Here is a 21,560-nt window from a genome sequence, read left to right on the forward strand (position 1 = left end):
TACTTTCCGCTGCGGTCGCCGCCACACCCGGGCCGACCGCTTGTCATCCCCTGATTATCACGGCGCGGCGAGCGGCGCCACCGCCGCCGACGTCAGCCGCACCAGGTCCGACGGCGCGACCTCCACCTCCAGGCCCCGTCGGCCGGCGGAACAGAAGACGGTCTCGAAGCCGAGGGCGGACTCGTCGATCGCGGTCGGCAGGCGCTTGCGCTGGCCCAGCGGGGAGACGCCCCCGAGCACGTAGCCGGTCACCCGCCGCACGTCGGCGGGGTCCGCCATCGCCGGCCGGTGCAGGCCCAGGGCGGCGCCGGCGGCTTTGAGGCTGAGCTTGCCCGAGGTGGGCACGATCGCGACGGCGAGCTGCTTCCCGTCGCCGATCACGAGGGTCTTGAACACCCGAGCCGGGTCGTGGCCCAGGGCCTGCGCGGCCTCCCCGCCGAAGGACTCCGCCCGCGGGTCGTGGGCGTACTCGTGCACCCGGAACTCGACGCCCTCGGCCTGCAGTGCCGCGATCGCCGGTGTCGCCGCTGCGTTCTTCTTACCCATGCCGCCAGTCAAGCAGCCGGCGCGAGGGAGGACAAGGTGTATGACGTTCTGTATGACATCAGGGCGACAGGCGCGTATTCTTCGGGTATGGCGACGTCGATCACCTTCCGGCTGGACGACGAGGCCCGCAGGGCGCTGGACGAACTGGTCGAAGACGGTTCGGCCGTCTCGGCCGCGATCCGCGACGCGCTCGTCGCCGCAGCGGACCGCCGGCGGCGGGAACGCTTGCGCGCCGAGGTCGAGGAGCTCGCAGCAGACCCGGATGACCGCGCGGAGATGGCGCGGGTGCGCGATGCGATGGAGTCCCTGCGTGCGTGGTGACGTCCACCGTCTCCTCGCTCCCCGAGGCGTACGCGGGCACGAGCAGGCCGGTCGGCGGTACGCGGTGGTGGTCCAGGGCGACGAGTTCGCGATGCTGTCGACGTGGTTGGTCTCGCCGACCTCGGCCTCGGCGCGCGCTGCGTCGTTCCGCCCCGAGGTCGAGATCGACGGTGCGCGGACGCGGGTCCTGGTCGAGCAGACGACGGCGGTCGACCCGTCGCGGCTCGGCGATGTCGTCGGCCGTCTCGGATTCGACGAGTTGCGGGCGGTGGACGCCGCCCTCTGCGCCGTCCTCGACCTACGTCGGTGAGCGACTGCGCGAGCAGGCCCCGTCTCGCGCCGGTGCGCGGACGGTCGCCGGACGTGCGCGGATGGCGCCGCGGGGCGCGGCGTACCGTCGGGGCGGTGGCGTCGATGATGGAGAACCTGAGTCCCACCGCGCTGGCGGCGCGGGCGCTGCGGACGCGACGGCTGGTCCGGGCGCCCATCTGGTTGTTCCGGCACGGGCTGGGGCCGGTGCTCGGGCCGCGCATGGTGATGATCCAGCACACCGGGCGGAAGTCCGGCGAGCCGCGCTACGTCGTCCTCGAGGTCGTCGACCGGCCGGATCCGGACACCGTGGTCGTGTGCAGCGGCTTCGGCGAGACCGCGCAGTGGTACCGCAACCTGCGGGCGCAGCCGGAGTGCCGGGTCACCGTCGGCCGGCGCGAGCGGGCGGCGCACGCCGACCTCCTCGACGGCGAGGACTCCGCCGCGGTCCTGGACCGGTACCGCGCCGCGCACCCCGCCGCCTGGGAGCGGCTACGCGGCGCGATCGAGCACGCGGTGGGGCACACCGTCGACGGTCTGCCCATGGTCCGGCTCCGCCTGCGTTGATCCGGACACCGCGGGAACAAGCCGGCGGACTGTGCTGTTGCAGAGGTCGTGAGTGCAGGTAGCGGCGCAGCGGTCCTCGAGCGACCGGTAGCCTTCGACGGTATGACGGACGGGGACATCACGCACGTAGCGGATCTGGACTCGGCCCCCGACGAGGTGACCGAGACGCCGGAGCAGCTCACGGCCCGCTTCGAGGCCGAGGCGCTGCCGTTGCTCGATCAGCTGTACGGTGCCGCGCTGCGGATGACCCGCAACCCGGCGGACGCCGAGGATCTGGTCCAGGAGACCTACGTGAAGGCCTACAGCGCCTTCCGCAGCTTCAAGAAGGGCACCAACCTCAAGGCCTGGCTGTACCGGATCCTCACCAACACGTACATCAACGGCTACCGCAAGAAGCAGCGGCAGCCCGCGCAGTACCCCACGGACGAGATCACCGACTGGCAGCTCGCGGCCACGGCGGAGCACAGCTCCACCGGCCTGCGCTCCGCGGAGATCGAGGCACTGGACGCGCTGCCCGACGACGAGATCAAGCAGGCTCTCGCGAAGCTCCCCGAGGAGTTCCGCATGGCGGTGTACTACGCCGATGTGGAGGGATTCCCCTACAAGGAGATCGCCGAGATCATGGGTACCCCCATCGGCACGGTCATGTCGCGGCTGCACCGCGGACGGCGGCAACTGCGCGCCGAGCTCGAGGGCGTCGCGCGGGAGCGCGGCTTCCTCCGGGGGCAGGAAACCGACGGTGCCGCGGGCTCCGCCGAGCAGGAGGATGAGAAGTGACGTACTCGTCGGACGGCAACCCGGACCTGGAGCTCGACTGTTCCGCCGTGATGGCGGACATCTGGCTGCTCCTGGACAACGAGTGCGATGCGGCCGCCAAGGAGCGACTCAAGGCGCACATCGACGGCTGCTCGCAGTGCCTGTCGCACTACGGCATCGAGCAGCAGATCAAGTCGCTCGTGAACCGCAAGTGCGGCGGCGAGCGCGCACCCGAGGGGCTGCGGGAGCGGTTGACCATCAGCATCCGGCACACCGAGGTGCGCTTCCGCCCGGAGTAGCACGGCGCAGCCACCGCGCCGCACCGACATGACGAGGGCCCGTCGACGATGATCGTCGACGGGCCCTCGTGCGCAAGTCACATGAAACCTGAGGGATCAGGAGTTCGGGCGCTTGCCGTGGTTCGCAGCGTTCTTCTTCCGCGAGCGCTTCTTACGTCCACGCTTTCCCATGGCGGTCTCCTTCCTGTCCGTCAAGCTCATACGCAGTACCGGCTATTGTTTCACGACGGCACCGACGACGACAAAAAGGCGGTCCCATGGCCTCCCTCGCCGACCTCCTGGCGATCCACACCGACCTGCCCGGCAGGGCCGCCCGGCACCTGCAGCGGATCGCCGGCGAGTGGCAGTTGCTGGCCGATCTCTCCTTCGCCGACCTGCGGTTGTGGGTCCGCAACGACCCGGAGGGCGACGCCCCGGATCCGGCGTACATCTGCATCGCGCAGTGCCGGCCCAACACCACGTCCACCGTCTACGACTCCGACGGGGTGGGCGTCGTCGTCCCGCCCTGGGAGGCGCCCACGCTGCACGCCGGCTTCGAGGGCGGCGTGGTGGTGCGCGGGGTGACCCCGGCGTGGACGGGCCCGTCCCGCGTGCGGCGCGAGGCCGTCCCGGTGTCCTCGGACGGCGAGGTCGTGGCCGTGCTCACCCGCGACTTCAACGTGACCCACCCGCGTACCCCGAGCCCGCTCGAGGTGGCCTACACCGAGTGCGCCGACGACCTGTGCACGATGGTCGCCGAGGGCACCTTCCCCGAGCGGGAGGAACTGCCCACGGGCGAGGCGGAGCCGCGGGCCGGCGACGGCTTCATCCGGCTCGACGGGGACGGCCGGGTCGTCTTCGCGAGCCCCAACGCGCAGTCCGCGTACCGCCGGATGGGCGCGGCGACGGATCTGGAGGGCAGCGAGCTCGCCGAGGCCACCGCCGAGCTGGTCGGCGACAGTTTCGAGTCCGAGGACCTCGCCGCGGCCCTCGACGGGGCGCTGCGGCGCGGCGAGGGGTCGCGGATCGAACTCACCAAGGGCGGCGTCACCGTGGTGCTGCGCGTCCTGGGCCTGCATCCGGGAGGCCGGCACGACGGTGCCGTGGTCCTGCTCCGGGACGTCACCGAGCTCAAGCGCCGCGACCGCGCCCTCATCTCCAAGGACGCGACGATCCGCGAGATCCACCACCGGGTGAAGAACAATCTGCAGTCGGTGTCGGCGCTGCTGCGGCTGCAGGCGCGCCGTACCCGCAACGACGAGGCGAAGCGGGCCCTCCTGGAATCCGTGCGGCGGGTGGCGTCGATCGCGCTGGTGCACGAGACGCTGTCCATGAGCGTCGACGAACACGTCGACATCGACGAGGTCATCGACCGGCTCATCCCGATCATGGGCGATGTGACCCCGGCGGGCGGGTCCGCGGCGGTCACCGTCGTCCGGCGGGGCGACGTCGGTCTGCTCGACGCGGACCGGGCGATGCCACTGGTCATGGTCGTCACCGAACTGATCCAGAACGCCATGGAGCACGCCTACGAGCCGGGGGAGACGGGCACCATCGAACTGCTCGCGCACCGGTCCACCAGGATGCTCGAGGTCACGGTCCGGGACGACGGTGCCGGACTTCCGCCCGGCTTCAGCCTCGAGGGTTCGGACCGGCTGGGCCTGCAGATCGTGCAGACGCTGGTGAAGTCCGAACTGGGTGGGACCCTGACCCTGGCATCGCGGGACGGCGGAACCGACGCGGTGCTGCACGTGCCGCTGCAGCCGGCGTGAGGAGCACCGCCGCGACGGCGCCGGGCCGGGCACGACGTGACCCGGGCACGACGAAGGCCCGGTGGAGATCCACCGGGCCTTCGTCGAAGCGGGAGTCCTACACGGCGGTGCGCGTGCGGGTACGGGCGTTGCGGCGCTTCAGCGCGCGACGCTCGTCCTCGCTCATGCCGCCCCACACGCCGGCGTCCTGACCGGACTCGAGGGCCCAGGACAGGCACTCGGCGGTCACGGGGCAGCGGTTGCAGACCAGCTTGGCGTCCGCGATCTGCGCGATGGCCGGACCGCTGTTGCCCACGGGGAAGAACAGCTCGGGGTCCTCGTCGCGACAGATGGCCTTATGGCGCCAATCCATGTCAGTACACTCCTTCAGGCGCACGGGCGCGCCACTCTACGCGGGTGCCGATCCGGCACCGAATTTCCAGGCTGTTAACGCGGAGGGAACCGAACTGTTTCCGCGCTGTTACGTCATGAATGTTTCCACGTTCCCGGCCAGAGTCAATAGATTCCGACTCAGAGGTGGGCGATCTCACAGCGGGGGCGGTGAGGACCCCCTTCTGAGGGGTGTATTACACTCCGGCCGGTTCAGCGGCGTGCCCGCAAGAATATCCGCACAAGCTGCAGGTTTGCAATAGGTTTCTGCAAGGCGGTGACCAATCGCTCACACCCGGCACCGGATCGCATCACGCCGAGTCCGCGGGAAGCGCGCGCCCCGGGCGCGCTCGGGGCTCAGCGCACGCGGGGCAGCGGAGGCAGGTCGGCCACCACGCGGATCCGCTCCGGCGAGTACCAGAACCGGACCTCCGTGCGGTCGCCGAGATGGTCGCCGTCGACCTGCGCGGGCACCGGGACCGCGCTGCTCACGCGCAGTTCGGGCAGGTCGTCGTGCCGGACCAGGTGGCGCACCGTCGGGCCCTTCGTCCGCCGGGCGGAGAGCATCTGCCGGACGAGCATCAGGTTCGGGATCGTGCGCATCGAGCGCGATGCGAACACGCCCAGTCCGGTGCCGTAATCCGTCCCCGGGTTGGTGAACACCGCGCGATTGTTGAGGAACGTCCACGGGCTCGCGTTGGAGACGAAGGCGAAGTGCACGCCGTCCACGTCCTGCCATGTGCCCGGCTCCTCGCCGGGCAGGTGGACGGTCAGCTGCGGCTCGCGCCGCGCGGCGGCGAAGAAGGTGCGGATCGACGTGCGCACGTACCGGGAGGACGTGGCGGCCTTGCCCTTCGCGCGCAGCGCCTCCATGTTCGCGATCACCTCGGCGTCCACGCCCATGCCGGCGTTGAACAGGAAGTAGCGTTCGTCCGCGCAGCCGAGGCCGATGGTGCGGAAACTGCGGCGCGCCAACAGATCCGTGAGGTGGACGGTGGCCTGCAGCGGGTCGCGGGGCACCGCGAGCGAGCGGGCGAAGACGTTCGCGCTGCCGCCCGGGATCACAGCGACGGCGGGCAGGGTGTCGGGGTGCACGGGCGTCTCGCCGCCGGGGAGGCCCTCCCTGCCGAGGATGCCGCACACCACCTCGTTGACGGTGCCGTCGCCGCCGTGGACGATCACCAGCTCGGTGCCGTCGTGGCGGGCGGCGGCGGCCAGCTCGGCCGCGTGGCCGCGCCGTTCGGTCTGCGCCAGGGTGACGTCGAGCGTGGACGCCAACGCCATCGCCACGAGGTCTCGACCCGCTGCGGTGATGGACGTGGCGTTGGGGTTGACGATCAACAGGGCGCGCACACCGAGCAGCCTACCCAGGCCGCCCCGATACCCTGGGGGCGTGACATCGACCAACGGAAGCGGCGGCGATTCCCGTCCGGCCGCCACCCGCTCCCGCACGCAGCGCTCCGGCGATACCCGTACCGCCGCCCCCGGCACCGTGCGGGCCGCGGGCGTGATCGTCGCGCTCGAGGGGCTCGCCGCCCTGGTGCTGGGCGTCGTGGAGCTGGTCCGGGGCATCACCGGCGCGGCCGACACCACGACGGGTGCCTACGGCATGGCGTTCTGGATGATCCCCATCGGCCTCGCCGTCCTGGCCGGCGGCGTGGCGCTGCTCCGCGGCCGGCGCTGGGGGCGCACCGTCGGCGTGCTCACCAACCTCCTGCTCGGCTGCGCGGGCATCAGCGGCGCGTTCGCCCAGAGCCGCCCCGAGTACGGTCTGCCGCTGATCGCGGTCGCGGTCGTGGTGCTCGTGCTGCTGTTCAGCCCGCCGACGGTGGCCTGGCTCGAGGGCGAGTACCGGCGGGACTGACGGGGCCTACCGCCCGGCGTAGTGCGCCGCGGCGTAGCCGGTCAGGCCGAACCGGCTGATCTGCGGGACGTCGTCGCGGTCGTATCCGAGGACGGCGGCGGAGGCGGGCAGGATGAGCACGTGCCGGCCGAAGTCGGCCGGCTGGCCCAGGAACCGCGCCGTGAGCACGCGCCCCAGGTGTCCGTGCGCGACGAGGACGACGTCACCGTCGGCCATCGCTGCCCGCGCCCGCGCCAGCACCCGGTCCACCCTCGCCGCGACCTGCGCCATCGACTCGCCGCCGGGCGCGCCGGACCGCCACACCGTCCACCCCGGGTCGTCGACCCGGATCTCGGCACTGGTGCGCCCCTCGTAGTCGCCGTAGTCCCACTCGGCGAGGTCGGGATCGACGGCGGTCACCGTCAGGCCCGCGAGTTCCGCGGTGGTCGCTGCCCGCGCCCGGGGGCTGACCAGCACCGTCGGGTTCGCCAACGCCAGGTCCGCGAGCACCGGGCCCAGGGCCTTCGCCTGCTCGATCCCGGTCTCGGTCAGGGGGACGTCCGTGGCGCCGGTGTGGCGGCCCGAGCGCGACCATGCGGTCTCGCCGTGGCGGATGTACACGAGGCGGTGTCCGGTGCTCATCCGTTCATCGTGGTGCATCGGTGGGTACCCTCGCAGCATGACCGGTGACACGCCCTTCGTCCTCGCCGTCGCCAATCAGAAGGGGGGCGTCGCGAAGACCACCACCGTCGCGAGCCTGGGCGCGGCCCTCGTGGAACTCGGCGCGCGGGTGCTCGTCGTCGACCTCGATCCGCAGGGCTGCCTGACCTTCTCCCTCGGCCACAACCCCGACCGCATCGAGCAGAGCGTGCACGACGTGCTGTTGGGCGACAAGAAGATCGACGAGGTGCTGCTCGAGACCGAGGACGGCGTGACCGTCCTCCCGGCCACCCTCGACCTGGCCGGTGCGGAGGCCCTGCTGCTCATGCGCGCGGGCCGCGAGTACGCCCTCAAGCGGGCCCTCGCCGAGGTGGGGGAGCGGTTCGACGTGGTGATCATCGACTGCCCGCCCAGCCTGGGCGTGCTCACCCTCAACGGTCTCACCGCCGCCGACGCCGTCGCCATCCCGCTGCAGTGCGAGACCCTCGCCCACCGCGGCGTGGGGCAGCTGCTCAAGACGGTCCGCGACGTGCAGGCGATCACCAACCCGGAGCTGAGCATGCTCGGCGCCATCGCCACCCTCTACGACGCGCGCACGACGCACAGCCGCGACATCCTCTCCGACGTCGCCGACCGCTACGACCTCGCCGTGCTGTCGCCGCCCATCCCGCGCACCGTGCGGTTCGCGGAGGCGAACGCCGCGGGCCGCACCGTGCTCGCCGGCCGGAAGAACAAGGGCGCCACCGCCTACCGCGAGCTCGCGCAGAGCATCAAGGCCCACGTCTCCGACGGTGCGCCGCTGGTCACCTGGGCCGCCGAGTAGCGGTACCCGTCAGGCGGCGCGGTAGGCCTGGACTGTCGAGCCCCACTGCGCGATGAGGGTGGTGCCCGCCTCGGTGAGCAGCACCGGTCCGTCGGTGTAGCCGGGCTTGGCGATCGGCGTCGAGCGCGTCATGGCCCGGGTGTCCAGGTCGTACGCGGACAACGAAGTGGGACCGGGCACCACGAGCTGGCCGCCGACCACGGCACCGGGGCCGCGGGTGCCGGGGATCACCATCTCCGCGGCGAGCGACGCGGCGTCGACCACCACGGTCGAGGTGCCGGTGTAGAACGCGGCGATGCCGGCCTCCGTCACCACCGGGACGTCGCGCGGGGCGCCGCCCGGCCCGGTGGTCACGTCCACGGAGCGCAGCGTGCGGCCCTGCGGATCGACCGTCGTCACCCGCGCGGGGCGCCCCTCCTGGGCCGGGACGTAGACCACGGCGCCGTTCGCCGTCGCGGTGATGAGCCGCGCGCGGTCGGTGCCGTCGGGCGCGGCGGCCCCCAGGTCCGGGGCGACGACCGACGAGGTCTCCTGCGGTTCGGCGGCCTCCTTCGGGGAGGCACCGATCACGGTGAGGCGGGGATAGGGCTCGGTGGGGCAGGCTTCGAGGACGGCGATCGACGCCCCGGCCGGGAGCGCGGACCCGATCGTGCACCCGGAGCGGGGCTGGACGCCCGGGTTCACGGGCACGTCGGGCTTGCCGTACTCGACGGTGCGCACGAGGTCCGACCGGAACACGTCGACCCGCGTCGGGCCCTGTGCGACGGCGTAGTTGCCGTCGCCGGTGAGCGTCACGTCGTGATCCTCGCGGCCGGTGCGGCTGGCGCGGCGCTGACCGGTGCCGGGGTCGAGCGCCATCACCTCGCCGCAGCCGCGGACATCGCGGTAGAAGGCGAGCACCAGGCCCGCGTTGACCATGAGCCCGCACACGTCGCTCTCGCGCTGGTAGCGCCAGGTGCGCTGCCCCGTCACGGGGTCGTGCCCGGTGACCTCGCCGCCCCGGGCGAGGGCGAGGGAACCGTTCACCGTCGCCACGGGACGATCCGCCTGCGCGGTCCACGCCTCGCGGAGCGCGGCGGGCAGCTCGACGAGCGACGACGGCACCGTCGACGGCGCGGGCGCGGTCTCGCTGACCGCCTTGCTCGCGGTGCCCAGGTTCCACGCCACGAGGCCCGCGACGACGACCGCGACCAGGATCGCGGCCGAGACCGCGAGATCGACGCGGGTCCTGCGTTCCGGTTTCACCACGCGCCCGAGCCTAGCGGCGACGGTGCCGGGGCGACCGCACCTGCATACTCGGGGGCATGTCGACGGCGCGCCTCCCGCTGACCCGCGCACGGGGGTTCGTGGGACAGATGCTGCGGTTCGCGGGGATCGAGCTGCAGTGCTGCGCGTTCGCGATCGCCGTCTTCGCGGGCCTGGCGGGATCCGCGGTGGTGTGGTCGCGCTGGGATCCGCCCCTCGCGCGCTACGACGCGCTCCTGCTCTACGTGATCGTGGTCCAGGTGGTGTTCGTCGCCACGAAGCGGGAGTCGTGGCGCGAGCTGGGGGTGGTCTGCGCCTTCCACATGGCCGGGCTCGCCTTGGAGGTGTTCAAGGTCGCCGTCGGGTCGTGGGAGTACCCCGACGCCGCGGTGACGAAGGTCTGGGGCGTGCCGCTCTACGCGGGGTTCATGTACGCGGCGGTGGGCTCGTACGTGTGCCAGGCGTTCCGCCGGTTCGACCTGACGGTCAGCCGGTACCGCACCGGGGCGGTGCTGGCCCTCGCGGTGGCCGCGTACGCCAACTTCTTCACCCATCACTACCTGCCCGACCTGCGCGTCGTCATCGCGCTGGGCTTCCTCGTGGTGACCGCGCGCAGCCGCGTGTGGTTCACGGTGGGCACGGAGCGCTACTGGATGCCGCTGCCGCTGTCCTTCGTGCTGATCGGGTTCTTCCTCTGGATCGCCGAGAACATGGCGACGTTCCTCGGTGCGTGGCGCTATCCGGACCAGGGCGATGTGTGGCGGATGGTGCACGCCGGGAAGTTCGGCTCGTGGGTGCTGCTGGTGAGCCTCAGCTTCGTGCTGGTGTCGTTGCTCGACCGCCGCGCGGCCGCCGGGACGTCGTCCGCGGCGGCCACGACGGAGCGGGCGGCGCTGTGAGGCGGTGTGTCAGCTCGCGTTGAAGCCGACCGAGCGGCTCTCGTTCGTACCGACCTCGACGTAGGAGACGCGGGCCGCGGGCACCAGGTACTGCTTGCCCTTCTCGTCCGTCAGCTCCAGCAGCTCCGTGCGGCCGGCCAGCGCATCCGCGACGACCTTCTTGACGGCGTCGACCTCGTCCTTGCTCTGCACCACGAGTTCGCGGTTCGAGTCCGCGATACCGATCTTGATCTCCATGGCACGAGGTTATCCGCCGCGGCAGCAGTCGGTCGCCGCCGCACCGCAGATTTCCGCTCAGGGCAGCGCGGCCGGGCGGCGCCGCCGGAGTCCGCGGCACGCCACCGATGCCGCAGACCGCAGCCGATATCCGCGCGACGCTGCCGATATTCCGCTGAACGCTGCCGGTATCCGCGAACGCTGCCGGTACGCGGCAGCGTTCGGAAATTTCGGCAGCGTCGCGCGAGGCTTCCCGTAACCGGCTTCCCGCAGCCGCTGCCGGCGTCGCGACTCAGCCCAGGCCGAGCGTCGCCATCCGCTCGGCGTGCCGGGTCTGCAGTGATTCGAAGAACTGCGCCACGCCGGGGAGGTCTCCGGAGTGCTCGAACAGCAGCGCCGCCAACTCGTCGCGGGTGGCGAGCACCTCCTGCGCCTGGGTGATGGCCTCGGACAGCAGTCGCCGACCCCACAGCGTGAGCGGTGACCGTAGCGCCGGGTTCGCGGCCACGGCCGCGCGCACCCGCTCGACCGCGAAATCGGACTCGCGCGTGTCCGAGAGCACCGCTGCGACGACGGCCGCGGGCTCGGCGGGGAGCGCGCGGGCGACCTCGGAGTAGAAGTCGGCGGCCAGCCCGTCGCCGATGTACGCCTTGACCAGGGCCTCGTTCCAGTTCCGCGGCGTCGTCCGCTCGTGATAGCGGCCGATCACGGGCGCGAACGGCGCGGTCGCACTCTCCACGTCCTGCCCGCGACGATCGAGCTCGGTCCGCAGCAGCTCGAAGTTGCGCATCTGCGCCGCCGCCATCGATGAGACGGCGATCCGGCCGCGCAGGTCCGGTGCCATCTCGGCCTCCTTGGCGAGCCGCTCGAAGGCCGCGAGCTCGCCGTACGCCAGCACCGCGAACAGGGCCGCGACGCCCGGGTGCTCCGTGGTGGTTCCCCGGTCCTGCGTCTGTTCGCTCATGGTGCACATGCTAGTGCGGGCCGCTCGCCGGGGTACCATGGTCTGCAGCGATCGACTTCGGTCGCCGGTAGTTGTGCGCGCACTCCGCTTCCCGCCGCCGAACGGCGGGGGCGTCGAGGCGACGATGACGGCCCGGGAGCGGGCCGAGGACTCATTGGCCGGAACAGTGCGCGCGTGAGACATGAACGCGACGCCACCGCCGCCGATGAAAGGCAGAACCATCACCACCGCGAACAGCACCAACGACATCCACACCGAGCCCGCCACCGAAGCGGGCATGCCCGACGTCCACGTGATCGGCGACGACCACGTGTCGCCCAGCTTCGCCGAGCTCGGCGTCGACCAGGGCATCGTCGACGCCCTGGGCAAGCGCGGCATCGAGCGCACCTTCGCGATCCAGGAGCTCACCCTCCCGCTCGCGCTCGCCGGCAACGACCTCATCGGCCAGGCCCGTACGGGCATGGGCAAGACCTACGGCTTCGGTGTCCCACTGCTCAACCGGCTCGTCACCCAGGCCCGCGCCGAGGTCGGCGAGGACGGACTGCGTGCGCTCGACGGCACGCCGCGCGCCCTCATCATCGTTCCCACCCGCGAGCTGTGCGTGCAGGTCACCGACGACCTCGAGCAGGCCTCCGACGGCGTCCGGGTGCAGACCACCAAGGGCGAGCGCGACCTGAAGATCACCTCGATCTACGGCGGCCGCCCCTACGAGGCGCAGATCGAGGCGCTGCAGAAGGGAGTCGACGTGGTCGTCGGCACGCCCGGCCGCCTCCTCGACCTCGCCAACCAGGGCCACCTCGTGCTCGGCAAGATCCAGATCCTCGTTCTCGACGAGGCCGACGAGATGCTCGACCTGGGCTTCCTGCCCGACATCGAGCGCATTCTCACGATGGTCCCCACCGACCGGCAGACGATGCTCTTCTCGGCCACCATGCCGGGCCCCATCATCACGCTGGCCCGCACGTTCCTCACCCAGCCGACGCACGTGCGCGCCGAGCACCACGACGACTCCGCGGTCCACGAGCGGACCACCCAGTTCGTCTACCGTGCCCACGCCCTCGACAAGGTCGAACTGGTGGCGAAGGTGCTGCAGGCCGAGGGGCGCGGCGCGACGATGATCTTCACCCGCACCAAGCGCACCGCGCAGAAGGTCGCCGACGAGCTGGCCGAGCGCGGTTTCAAGGTCGGCGCCGTGCACGGCGACCTCGGCCAGGTCGCGCGCGAGAAGGCCCTCGGCAAGTTCCGTGACGGTTCGATCGACGTGCTCGTCGCGACGGACGTGGCCGCGCGCGGCATCGACATCGACGATGTCACCCACGTCATCAACTTCCAGTGCCCCGAGGACGACAAGACCTACGTCCACCGCATCGGCCGCACCGGTCGCGCAGGCAAGACCGGCACCGCCGTCACCCTCGTCGACTGGGACGAGCTGCACCGCTGGGAGCTCATCGACAAGGCTCTCGGCCTCGGCAAGCCCGAGCCGGTGGAGACCTACAGCTCCAGCGAGCACCTCTTCACCGACCTGGGCATCGACCCGAAGGTCAAGGGCAGCCTGCCCGGTGTGCGCAAGCGCGCCGAGGGCGAGATCGTCGAGCGCAAGCCGCGCGAGAAGCGCACCAGCACCCGGACCCGCACCCGCACCCGCGGCGGCCGCAAGGCCGACGGTGCGCCCGCCGAGGCCAAGCCCGCCACCGCCGCACCGGAGTCGCAGGCACCGTCGGCCGACGGTGCTGAGGGAGACGCCCCGGCCCGCAAGCGCCGCCGGCGCCGTCGCTCCGGCGCAGCCAAGGCGGAGGGCACAGTGAAGGCGGAGGGCGCCGCGCCCGCCTCGGCGGAGTAGCCCGCCCCGACGGTCCCCCGAACGACGGACCCCGCGACGGCCGAACGGCTGTCGTGGGGGCTTCGTCCGTTCGGGAGGGTGGGGAGCATGAACCCGACCTCCGCCCCGACCGGCACCCCCAGCGCCGCGGCGTCCACCACGCGTCGCATCGCCGCGCTCGATGTGGCCCGTGGCCTCGCGATCCTCGGCACCTTCGGCACCAACGTGTGGATCTTCACCGAGCCGCACGGGATGGTGGGTTACCTGGACAGCGTCGGCGCCGAATCGCTGCCGATCCGGGTGCTGCAGACACTCGCGCAGGGCAAGTTCCTCGGCCTGCTGAGTTTGATGTTCGGTGTGGGCCTGGCGATCCAGCAGGCCTCGGCCGCGCGGCACGACCGCCCGTGGCCGGGCCGCTACTGGCGCCGCGCGCTCGTGCTGTTCCTCGACGGGCTCGTGCACTTCCTGCTGGTCGCGGAGTTCGACGTGCTCATGGGCTACGCCCTCGTCTCGTTCGTGGTGTCGGCGATGCTGATCCTGCGGCCGCGGGTGCGGCTGCGCTGGGCGATCGGCTGCGCCGCGCTGCACCTGTCCCTGGTGGCCCTGGTATCCGTCGGGATGACGATCGAGCGCTCCGGCGTCGGCGCGGGCCCGGAGCCCGCCCGCGCGAACCCGTACGCCGACGGCTCGTTCTGGGACCTGGTGCTGTTCCGCGCGGACCACGCGCTGCTGTTCCGCGCGGAGACGATCTTCATGATCCCGCTGACGATCGCGATGTTCCTCACGGGCGCGGCCCTGTTCCAGGGCGGTCTGTTCGCCGCCGAGGGCGCGGCCCTCCGGCGCCGGATGATGTGGATCGGCGGCGTCGCGGCCCCGGTCGACCTCGCGATCGGGATCGCCGGTGCGCCGCTCGGACTGTCGGGGCCCGCCGTCTTCGTCGGACGGTACGCGGTCGCGCCGCTGGTGGCGCTGGGCCTCCTCGCGCTCGTCGCCGAGTTCTATCAGCGGCGCGCCGTGGGGCGAGTGGGCGCCGCGCTGAGCAACGTGGGGAAGACGGCGCTGAGCTGCTACGTGCTGCAGAACGTGATCGCCTCGGTGCTCTGCTACGGCTGGGGCCTCGGGCTCGCGACACGTTTCGGCGCCGAGCACCGGCTCGCGTTCACGGTGGCGGTGTACGTCGCGGTGATGGCGTGCCTGCTCGCGGTGTCGGCGCTGTGGACGCGGCGGTTCCCGCGCGGACCCATCGAGATGCTGATGCACCGAGCGGCGTGACGCCGCTCGCGCGGCCGATCTACTGCTGCGCGCGGCGCTGCGCCTGCAGCGGCACGTGGCTGAGGCCGCCCCAGAGCAGTTCGACGGTCGTCGCCACCGCCTCCTCCTTCGGGATGGGGCGGTCGGCGTACAGCCAGTACCGGGCGCTGACCTGGCTCGCGCCCACGAGGCCCACGGCGAGCATCCTCGCGCGGTAGGGGTCGAGGCCCGAATCCTCGGAGACCAGGTCGTAGACGGCGTCGATGCAGGCGTCCACCGCGCCCTCGACGCGCTCCTGCACGACGGGCTCGAGGACGTCCGATTCGAAGATCAGCTTGTAGCCCATGCTGTCCCGGTCGACGAAGTCGAAGAACGAGCGGACCGCGCCGATGACGCGTTCGTGGTTGTCGGTGGAGCTGCTCAGCGCCTCGCGGACGCCGGTGACCAGGGCCTCGCTGTGCGAATTGAGGACCGCGACGTACAGCTCCAGCTTGCCGGGGAAGTGCTGGTACAACACCGGCTTGCTGACGCCGGCGCGCACGGCGATCTCGTCCATGCCCGCGGAGTGGTAGCCCAGGTCGACGAAGACGCTGCTCGCGGCTTCCAGGAGTTGGATGCGCCGCGCGCTCCGCGGCAGTCGGGCGGTGCGGCGCGGCGCAGGATTCGTCCCGCCGCGGGGATCGCCCGCCGCGGTCGTCGCGCCCAGGTCCGCCATGTGTTCCACCTCACCGTTTCCCGGGGCCGTGCGCGGCCCTGACCCGTCGACAATACTCCCGACCGCCGCGCCGACCCCCGCTTGCTCTGGCAAGCTGCCCGGTGTGTCGGCACTCGCACAGGTGAATCGGAGCAGTGACGTCTGGCCCGGGGAGTTCCTCACGCTCCGGGGGCGACGGGTCTTCGCGCGCCACGTCGATGCGGCGGCAGCGGTCACGGCACCGCCCGATCCGCGGCCCACGGCGGTGATGATCCACGGCCTCGGCGGTTCGTCGATCAACTGGACCGACCTGGGGCAGGTGCTCGCCCCGGTCGTCGCCTCCTACGCCCTGGACCTGCCGGGTTTCGGTCTCTCCGATCCGCCGGCCGACGGCGACTACTCCATCGAGGAGTTCGCGCAGACCGCGATCGCCTACCTGGAGACGATCGTCGCGGTGCGCGGTGGGGGAGTGCACCTGCTCGGCAACTCCCTGGGCGGCGCGATCGCGGTGCGCGTCGCGATGCTGCGGCCCGACCTGCTGCGCTCGCTGACACTGATCTCCCCGGCGTTCCCGGACCTGCGGCCCAGAGTGCGGCGACTGCAGTTCCTCCCGCTGTCGCTGGTGCGGATCCCCGGCGTGGGGCCGGCGGGGTTCCGGCTCATCGCGAGCGCCTATCCCGAGCGCCAGGTGGACCAGACCTTCCGTGAGATCCTCGTCGATCCCGCAGTGATGGGGCCCGTCCGGAGGCAGCAGGCCGTCGACCAGGCGGCGGCCCGCGCGTCCATGAGGTGGGCCCCGGATGCGCTCGCCGCGAGCTTCAACGCGCTGGTCCGCAGCTGGATCATCGACTTCGGTGCCACGCACTGGGCGGCTGCCCGCTCGGTGTCGGTGCCAACCGCGGTGGTGTGGGGTGCGCGGGACCTGCTCGTGAGCGTCGGCGTCGCCCCGAAGGTGGTCCGCCATATCCGGGGCAGCACGCTCACGGTCTTCGAGGATGTGGGCCACGTCGCACAGATGGAGAAGCCCGCGGAGACGGCGCGGATCGTCGCGGACCTCATCGCGGCGGCGGAGGAACCCCGCTGACCGGGCGCCGGCGCGTGTCGGTTCCACTTCGCGGGCGCTGATCGTGGAATTGTTGACGACGTGAGTAGTCCTTCGAACCCGAGGCGCCCCCGTCCCGACGGGCGTGCGCCGCTTCGGGCCGAGTGGGACCCCATCAACTCCTCCACGGCGACCTCGGGCGATCAGCGCAACCGCCCGCCGCGCGAGCGGGTGTACGCGAAGCAGGGTCGGCTGGGCCGGCTCCTGCGCACCTACGGCTGGCGCGCCTACGCGGTGCCGGTGCTCGCCGTGCTCACGGTGGTGGCGCTGGTGCTGACCTTCGGCGGCGACCCGTTCGGCACCAAGCAGACGACCGAGACATCCCCCGAGGGGCAGCTCTCCCGCAATCCGACGCCCGGCAAGACCATCGTCGGCGCCCCGAGTAAGACGGTGCCGGGTCCCGTGCCGCCCGCGGGCATGCTCCCCGAGGGCGGAGCCTTCACGGAGAAGGGCCAGGGCATCTGGCACGTCGTACCGGGGTCCACGCCGCGCGTCGGCAAGCAGGACGAGGGCAAGCAGCAGGTGTTCACGTACATGATCGCGGTCGAGGACGGCGTCGACATGGGCGCGCTCGGCGGCGACCAGCCCTTCGCCACGATGATCGACCGCACGCTGGCCGACCCGCGCAGCTGGATCCACGACCCCGCCGTGGCCTTCCAACGGATCGACAAGGGCACGCCCTCCTTCACCATCTCGCTGACCTCCCCGATCACCACCCGCTCGGCCTGCGGTTACACCATCCAGCTGGAGTCGTCCTGCTACAACGGCGAGCTCGGGCGCGTCGTGATCAACCTCGCGCGCTGGGTGCGCGGCGCCACCGCCTTCGAGGGCGACCTCACCGGCTACCGGCAGTACGCGATCAATCACGAGGTGGGGCACGCGATCGGCTACCCGCAGCACGTCCCGTGCCCCGCGCAGGGCGCGCTCGCGCCGATCATGATGCAGCAGTCCTTCGGCGTGAAGAACCGCGACATCTACGACCTCGACAAGTCCGAGGGCTTCGGCAACGACCTGGCCTGCCGGCCGAACGCCTGGGTCGCGCCCGTCCTGAAGTGACCGTCCGTCCGGGGCGACGGTGCCGCCCCGCCCGCGCGCCCGTCGGGGCGCCGGGAATGGTGGCGGGCGCAGCGTCGTTGAGCAGTGTGTGAGCACGCTGCCCCCGCTTGTGGAACCCGCCGCCGATCTGACCCGCGACGAGGTCGCGCGGTACTCGCGGCACCTCATCATCCCCGAGATGGGGGTCACGGGGCAGAAACGCCTCAAGAACGCGAAGGTCCTGGTGATCGGTGCCGGCGGGCTCGGCAGCCCCGCGCTGCTGTACCTCGCCGCGGCGGGCGTCGGCACGATCGGCATCGTCGAGTTCGACGAGGTCGACGAATCGAACCTGCAGCGCCAGGTGATCCACGGCGTCTCCGACCTGGGGCGGCCGAAGGGCGAGAGTGCGCGGGACTCCATCGCGGAGATCAACCCGCTGGTCACCGTCAACCTCCACCCGATCCGCCTGGAGCCCGAGAACGCGGTCGAGCTGTTCGAGCAGTACGACCTCATCCTCGACGGCACCGACAACTTCGCCACCCGCTACCTCGTCAACGACGCCGCGGTGCTGGCGCACAAGCCCTACGTGTGGGGCTCGATCTTCCGGTTCGAGGGCCAGGTGTCCGTGTTCTGGGAGGACGCTCCCGACGGCCCGAACGGCGAGAAGCAGGGCCTGAACTACCGCGACCTGTACCCCGTCGCGCCGCCGCCCGGCATGGTCCCGTCGTGCGCCGAGGGCGGCGTGCTCGGCATCCTCTGTGCCTCGATCGGATCGATCATGGGCACCGAGGCGGTCAAGCTCATCACCGGCATCGGCGAATCGCTCCTGGGCCGGCTCATGGTCTACGACGCGCTCGAGATGAGCTACCGCACCCTGTCGATCCGCAAGGACCCCGACGCGCCGCGCATCACCGGGCTCATCGACTACGACGAGTTCTGCGGGGTCGTCTCCGACGAGGCGGAGCGTGCCGCCGCCGGGAGCACCATCACCCCGAAGGAACTCGTCGAGATGGGTGCACCCGGCGTCGATTACGAGCTGGTGGACGTCCGCGAGCCCGTCGAGTGGGAGATCGTCCACCTGGACGGCGCGAAGCTGGTGCCCAAGGGCGCCTTCGAGACCGGCGAGGGGCTGACGCAGGTCTCCGCCGATAAGAAGCTGGTCCTGTACTGCAAGACCGGTATCCGTTCCGCGGAGGTGCTCGCCACCGTCCAGGGCGCCGGCTACCGCGACGCCGTACACCTGCAGGGCGGCATCACCGCCTACGCGAAGCAGGTCGATCCGTCGCTCCCGGTGTACTGATTCAGGCCTCGATCAGGCGCTTGACCAGTTTGCCGGTGGGGGTGCGGGGCAGGCTGTCGACGAAGCGCACGGCGCGGGGCAGCTTGTAGCGGGCCAGTTCCCGGCCCGCGTAGTCGATCAGCTCCTGCGCCAGCTCGTCCGACGGTGCCGTACCCGGCGCGAGCTGCACGCACGCCAGCGCGGTCTCGCCGAGCTCGTCGTCGGGCACGCCGATCACGGCGACGTCGGCGACGGCGGGATGCATGATCAGCGCGTTCTCCGACTCCTGCGGGTAGACGTTCACCCCGCCCGTGATGATCATGAAGTCCTTGCGATCCGTGAGGTACAGGTAGCCGTCCTCGTCGAGGTAGCCGACGTCGCCGGTGGTGGCCCAGTTCTCGTGGTCGGGATGCTGTGCGGCGCGGGTCTTCTCCGGCGCGTTGTGGTACGCGAAGGGCATCTGCTCACGCTCGAAGTAGATCGTGCCCACCTCCCCGGCGGGGAGGACGGCACCGTCGTCGCCGCAGATCCGGGCGACGCCGAGCCCGGCGCGCCCCACGGACCCGGGACGTTCCAGCGCCTCCTGCGGGCTGATGAACGTGGCCCCGGCCGCCTCGGTGGAGGCGTAGTACTCGTGGATCACCGGGCCCCACCAGGCGAGCATCGACTGCTTCACCTCGGCGGGGCACGGCGCGGCCGCGTGGATCGCGACCTTGAGGCTGCTCGTGTCGTAGTGCGCCCGCGTCTCCTCGGGCAGCTTGAGCATCCGCACGAACATCGTCGGCACCCACTGGCTGTGGGTCACGCGGTACTTCTCGATGAGCGCGAGCGCCTCCTCCGGGTCGAAGCGGTGCATCATGATCACGGTGCCGCCCACGGACATGGTGACGCCGCAGAAGCGCAGGGGCGCAGCGTGGTACAGCGGGGCGGGGGAGAGGTACACGGTGTCGGCGTCCATGCCGTACATCGGCGCGAAGATGGCGGTGTAGGCGTCGGGGGTCTCGTCCACCTGCCCCTCCGGAAGAGGGATCCGGATGCCCTTCGGGCGGCCCGTGGTGCCGGAGGAGTACAGCATGTCCGTCCCGCGCGGCTGGTCCGTGAGCGGGGTGGCGTCGGCCGCCGCGAGCACCGCGTCGAAGTCCGCGAAGCCCGGGATCGGTCCGCCCCAGGCGATCGCGTGCCCGGGCACGGCGAGCGCGGGGAGTTGGAGGGCCTCCGAGACCGCCTCGGCCACATCGGCGCCCGCGAACAGGGCCTTGGCGTCGCAGTCCTCGAGGATGTAGTTCACTTCGCCGGGCGTGAGGTGGTGGTTGATCGCGGTCACGTACAGGCCGCTGCGGATGGCGGCGGCGTACGCGGAGAAGATGCGCAGATCGTTCCCGGCCACGATCGCGACGGTGTCACCCCGCCGCAGTCCCAGCGCGCGCAGGTGGTGCGCGAGCCGGGTGGACTCCTCGTTCAGGCGGGAGTGGCTCAGGATCTCGCCGGTGGCGGCGTCGATCGCTGCGGGCTTGCCGGGGGAGAGCTCTGCGAAGGCTCCTGGGAACATGAGAACCGCCTTTAACTTCGAAGTGGTCTCACGGTAGCGCCGGGGCGGGGCGCCCGAAGGGCTTCAAGCGAACTCGTTGCGATGCGAGAACGTGTCCGTGGAGAGGTCGTGACGATCGGTTCCGGGCACCGGCCCCAGTTCTCCACCCCGGAGCGACTCGGCGACCTGATCGTCGCCGCCAGCCGGTGAATCAGGCGGGTGCGTTCGCGGACAGCCAGCCCGCGTAGTCGTGCAGCAGCGCGACCAGGGGCAGCGCGTCGACGGTGCTGATGGGCTCGCCCCGCAGGGCGGTGCGGATGCCCGGCATGCGGGCGGCGATGCGCGACCGTTCGGAGAGCTCGTGATGGCTCAGGCCGCGCTGTTCGCCCAGCACGATCCGGCGCGGGTGTTCGGCGCGCAGCGACTCCGCCAGCGCGGTGAACTCGTCCCGATCGAGCGCGGGGAGATGCACCGAGAAGCTCATGATCGGGCCGGCGTCCGCGTCGTCCCGCTCCTCGGACTCCTCGAGCCAGTCCGCGTACTCCTGGCTCAGGTCGTCGAGCGCCTCCTCGTCGTCGAAGGACAGGCGGCCGCCCTCGAGCGCCGCCCGGAGCGCGGAGACCAACGCGCGCACCGTCTCGGGGTCCGATGCCGCCGCGTACCACCGGTGCGATTCGTGCGGCACCACGATCCGGTCGGCGCGGCCCGCGGTGAGGCGCGCGCGGACCCCGTCGAACTCGGCGACGGACAGGTCGGGGAACTGGACGGACACGGTCACGACGGGGCGGGAGTCTGGCACGCCCTCCATTGTCCCGATGATCGTTCTAGGGTGGGGGCATGGCCCTCGAAGGTGAATACGCGACGGAGAAGGCCGGCTGGGTCGCGGACCAGCTGGCGAAGATCGACGAGACCGGCACCACGGCATCGGTGGCGGTCGCGGGCATGGCGGTGGTGGTGTTCACCTACCGCGGCCCCAAATCCGGCAAGCTCTACCGCCGCCCGCTCATGCGGGTCGAGCACGACGGCGTGTACGCGGCGTTCGCGTCCAAGGGCGGCGCGCCCGAGAATCCCGTCTGGTACTCGGCGCTCCTCGCGAACGACGAGGTCGAGGTGCAGGACGGGACCACCGTGGTGTCCGGTCCGGTGCGCGAGATCCACGGCGCCGAGCGGGACGAGTGGTGGGCGCGCGGCGTCGCCGCGTATCCGCCGTACGCCGAGTACCAGGAGAAGGCGGACCGCCTGATCCCCATCCTCCTGGTCGAACCGGGCCGCGCCTAGCGGCCT

The 21,560-nt window shown here is 71.5% G+C and carries 26 protein-coding genes; 15 read left to right on the forward strand and 11 right to left on the reverse strand.

Annotation, left to right across the window (positions count from 1 at the left end; all coding sequences use genetic code 11):
- Positions 1–57: 57 nt before the first annotated feature.
- Positions 58–546 (reverse strand): Cys-tRNA(Pro) deacylase, encoded by a 489-nt coding sequence (gene ybaK, locus ELY19_RS13660; protein ID WP_126196690.1) that lies wholly within the window; start codon positions 544–546, stop codon positions 58–60.
- An 87-nt stretch (positions 547–633) separates the two neighbouring features.
- Here ybaK and ELY19_RS13665 point away from each other — a divergent pair, with 87 nt between their 5' ends.
- The 5 genes from ELY19_RS13665 to rsrA all read left to right on the forward strand — a co-directional run bounded on the left by ELY19_RS13665 (position 634) and on the right by rsrA (position 2,798).
- Positions 634–867: a hypothetical protein gene (locus ELY19_RS13665; protein ID WP_126196691.1), complete on the forward strand. Its 234-nt coding sequence runs from the start codon at positions 634–636 to the stop codon at positions 865–867.
- Positions 857–1,177, forward strand: coding sequence for a type II toxin-antitoxin system PemK/MazF family toxin (locus tag ELY19_RS13670; RefSeq protein ID WP_126196692.1), 321 nt, complete (start codon positions 857–859; stop codon positions 1,175–1,177). Before ELY19_RS13665 ends, ELY19_RS13670 begins: the two co-directional genes overlap by 11 nt.
- A gap of 104 nt (positions 1,178–1,281) precedes the next feature.
- Complete coding sequence (locus ELY19_RS13675; RefSeq protein WP_126198842.1) at positions 1,282–1,743, forward strand: nitroreductase family deazaflavin-dependent oxidoreductase; 462 nt, start codon at positions 1,282–1,284, stop codon at positions 1,741–1,743.
- Positions 1,744–1,845: 102 nt separating this feature from the next.
- A complete protein-coding gene (locus tag ELY19_RS13680; protein ID WP_126196693.1) occupies positions 1,846–2,520 on the forward strand; it encodes a sigma-70 family RNA polymerase sigma factor in 675 nt (224 codons plus the stop codon).
- Positions 2,521–2,570: 50 nt separating this feature from the next.
- Entirely contained in the window at positions 2,571–2,798 is a 228-nt protein-coding gene (gene rsrA / locus ELY19_RS13685) for a mycothiol system anti-sigma-R factor (protein WP_212553916.1), read from the forward strand.
- A 96-nt stretch (positions 2,799–2,894) separates the two neighbouring features.
- On the opposite strand, the gene ELY19_RS24130 is transcribed toward rsrA, so the two are convergent.
- Positions 2,895–2,969, reverse strand: a complete 75-nt coding sequence (locus ELY19_RS24130; protein WP_372456759.1) for a 50S ribosomal protein bL37 — start codon at positions 2,967–2,969, stop codon at positions 2,895–2,897.
- Positions 2,970–3,055: 86 nt separating this feature from the next.
- Between ELY19_RS24130 and ELY19_RS13690 the strand changes: the two genes are divergently transcribed.
- Positions 3,056–4,549, forward strand: coding sequence for a sensor histidine kinase (locus ELY19_RS13690; protein WP_126196695.1), 1,494 nt, complete (start codon positions 3,056–3,058; stop codon positions 4,547–4,549).
- 97 nt (positions 4,550–4,646) lie between these two features.
- Here ELY19_RS13690 and ELY19_RS13695 read toward each other — a convergent pair whose 3' ends face one another.
- Together ELY19_RS13695 and ELY19_RS13700 are read right to left on the reverse strand one after the other, a co-directional pair.
- A complete protein-coding gene (locus ELY19_RS13695) occupies positions 4,647–4,901 on the reverse strand; it encodes a WhiB family transcriptional regulator (RefSeq protein WP_013125780.1) in 255 nt (84 codons plus the stop codon).
- Positions 4,902–5,275: 374 nt separating this feature from the next.
- Positions 5,276–6,271 carry a diacylglycerol/lipid kinase family protein gene (locus ELY19_RS13700; RefSeq protein ID WP_126196696.1) on the reverse strand — a complete coding sequence of 332 codons (996 nt, stop codon included), beginning with the start codon at positions 6,269–6,271 and terminating at the stop codon, positions 5,276–5,278.
- A 40-nt stretch (positions 6,272–6,311) separates the two neighbouring features.
- Here ELY19_RS13700 and ELY19_RS13705 point away from each other — a divergent pair, with 40 nt between their 5' ends.
- The gene (locus ELY19_RS13705) at positions 6,312–6,782 is read left to right on the forward strand and encodes a hypothetical protein (RefSeq protein ID WP_126196697.1); all 471 of its coding nucleotides are present in this window, start codon (positions 6,312–6,314) and stop codon (positions 6,780–6,782) included.
- 6 nt (positions 6,783–6,788) lie between these two features.
- On the opposite strand, the gene ELY19_RS13710 is transcribed toward ELY19_RS13705, so the two are convergent.
- Positions 6,789–7,403: an acid phosphatase gene (locus tag ELY19_RS13710; RefSeq protein ID WP_126196698.1), complete on the reverse strand. Its 615-nt coding sequence runs from the start codon at positions 7,401–7,403 to the stop codon at positions 6,789–6,791.
- A gap of 37 nt (positions 7,404–7,440) precedes the next feature.
- Here ELY19_RS13710 and ELY19_RS13715 point away from each other — a divergent pair, with 37 nt between their 5' ends.
- Positions 7,441–8,244 (forward strand): ParA family protein, encoded by an 804-nt coding sequence (locus tag ELY19_RS13715; protein WP_126196699.1) that lies wholly within the window; start codon positions 7,441–7,443, stop codon positions 8,242–8,244.
- Between the two features lie 9 nt (positions 8,245–8,253).
- On the opposite strand, the gene ELY19_RS13720 is transcribed toward ELY19_RS13715, so the two are convergent.
- Complete coding sequence (locus ELY19_RS13720) at positions 8,254–9,492, reverse strand: Rv3212 family protein (protein WP_126196700.1); 1,239 nt, start codon at positions 9,490–9,492, stop codon at positions 8,254–8,256.
- Positions 9,493–9,548: 56 nt separating this feature from the next.
- On the opposite strand from ELY19_RS13720, the gene ELY19_RS13725 reads away from it, so the two are divergent.
- Positions 9,549–10,388, forward strand: a complete 840-nt coding sequence (locus tag ELY19_RS13725) for a DUF817 domain-containing protein (RefSeq protein WP_126196701.1) — start codon at positions 9,549–9,551, stop codon at positions 10,386–10,388.
- A gap of 9 nt (positions 10,389–10,397) precedes the next feature.
- On the opposite strand, the gene ELY19_RS13730 is transcribed toward ELY19_RS13725, so the two are convergent.
- Entirely contained in the window at positions 10,398–10,625 is a 228-nt protein-coding gene (locus ELY19_RS13730) for a DUF3107 domain-containing protein (protein ID WP_126196702.1), read from the reverse strand.
- Between the two features lie 271 nt (positions 10,626–10,896).
- Positions 10,897–11,568 carry a ferritin-like fold-containing protein gene (locus ELY19_RS13735; RefSeq protein ID WP_126196703.1) on the reverse strand — a complete coding sequence of 224 codons (672 nt, stop codon included), beginning with the start codon at positions 11,566–11,568 and terminating at the stop codon, positions 10,897–10,899.
- Between the two features lie 205 nt (positions 11,569–11,773).
- On the opposite strand from ELY19_RS13735, the gene ELY19_RS13740 reads away from it, so the two are divergent.
- Positions 11,774–13,408, forward strand: coding sequence for a DEAD/DEAH box helicase (locus ELY19_RS13740; protein ID WP_126196704.1), 1,635 nt, complete (start codon positions 11,774–11,776; stop codon positions 13,406–13,408).
- 87 nt (positions 13,409–13,495) lie between these two features.
- Positions 13,496–14,659, forward strand: coding sequence for a DUF418 domain-containing protein (locus ELY19_RS13745; protein WP_126196705.1), 1,164 nt, complete (start codon positions 13,496–13,498; stop codon positions 14,657–14,659).
- A gap of 19 nt (positions 14,660–14,678) precedes the next feature.
- On the opposite strand, the gene fasR is transcribed toward ELY19_RS13745, so the two are convergent.
- Positions 14,679–15,353 (reverse strand): HTH-type transcriptional activator FasR, encoded by a 675-nt coding sequence (gene fasR / locus ELY19_RS13750; protein ID WP_126196706.1) that lies wholly within the window; start codon positions 15,351–15,353, stop codon positions 14,679–14,681.
- Between the two features lie 103 nt (positions 15,354–15,456).
- On the opposite strand from fasR, the gene ELY19_RS13755 reads away from it, so the two are divergent.
- From ELY19_RS13755 to moeZ, 3 genes are all read left to right on the forward strand, one after another.
- Positions 15,457–16,416, forward strand: coding sequence for an alpha/beta fold hydrolase (locus tag ELY19_RS13755; RefSeq protein ID WP_126196707.1), 960 nt, complete (start codon positions 15,457–15,459; stop codon positions 16,414–16,416).
- 60 nt (positions 16,417–16,476) lie between these two features.
- Positions 16,477–17,490, forward strand: coding sequence for a DUF3152 domain-containing protein (locus ELY19_RS13760; protein WP_126196708.1), 1,014 nt, complete (start codon positions 16,477–16,479; stop codon positions 17,488–17,490).
- Between the two features lie 97 nt (positions 17,491–17,587).
- Complete coding sequence (moeZ, locus tag ELY19_RS13765) at positions 17,588–18,769, forward strand: adenylyltransferase/sulfurtransferase MoeZ (protein WP_197716059.1); 1,182 nt, start codon at positions 17,588–17,590, stop codon at positions 18,767–18,769.
- A 1-nt stretch (position 18,770) separates the two neighbouring features.
- Here the strand turns inward: moeZ and ELY19_RS13770 are convergent, their stop codons facing one another.
- Both ELY19_RS13770 and ELY19_RS13775 read right to left on the reverse strand, forming a co-directional pair.
- Entirely contained in the window at positions 18,771–20,297 is a 1,527-nt protein-coding gene (locus ELY19_RS13770; RefSeq protein WP_126196710.1) for an acyl-CoA synthetase, read from the reverse strand.
- A gap of 190 nt (positions 20,298–20,487) precedes the next feature.
- Positions 20,488–21,075, reverse strand: a complete 588-nt coding sequence (locus tag ELY19_RS13775) for a hypothetical protein (protein ID WP_126196711.1) — start codon at positions 21,073–21,075, stop codon at positions 20,488–20,490.
- Between the two features lie 38 nt (positions 21,076–21,113).
- On the opposite strand from ELY19_RS13775, the gene ELY19_RS13780 reads away from it, so the two are divergent.
- Positions 21,114–21,554, forward strand: a complete 441-nt coding sequence (locus ELY19_RS13780; protein ID WP_126196712.1) for a nitroreductase/quinone reductase family protein — start codon at positions 21,114–21,116, stop codon at positions 21,552–21,554.
- Positions 21,555–21,560: the final 6 nt, after the last annotated feature.

The organism is Tsukamurella paurometabola (assembly GCF_900631615.1).
Classification (GTDB): domain Bacteria; phylum Actinomycetota; class Actinomycetes; order Mycobacteriales; family Mycobacteriaceae; genus Tsukamurella; species Tsukamurella paurometabola_A.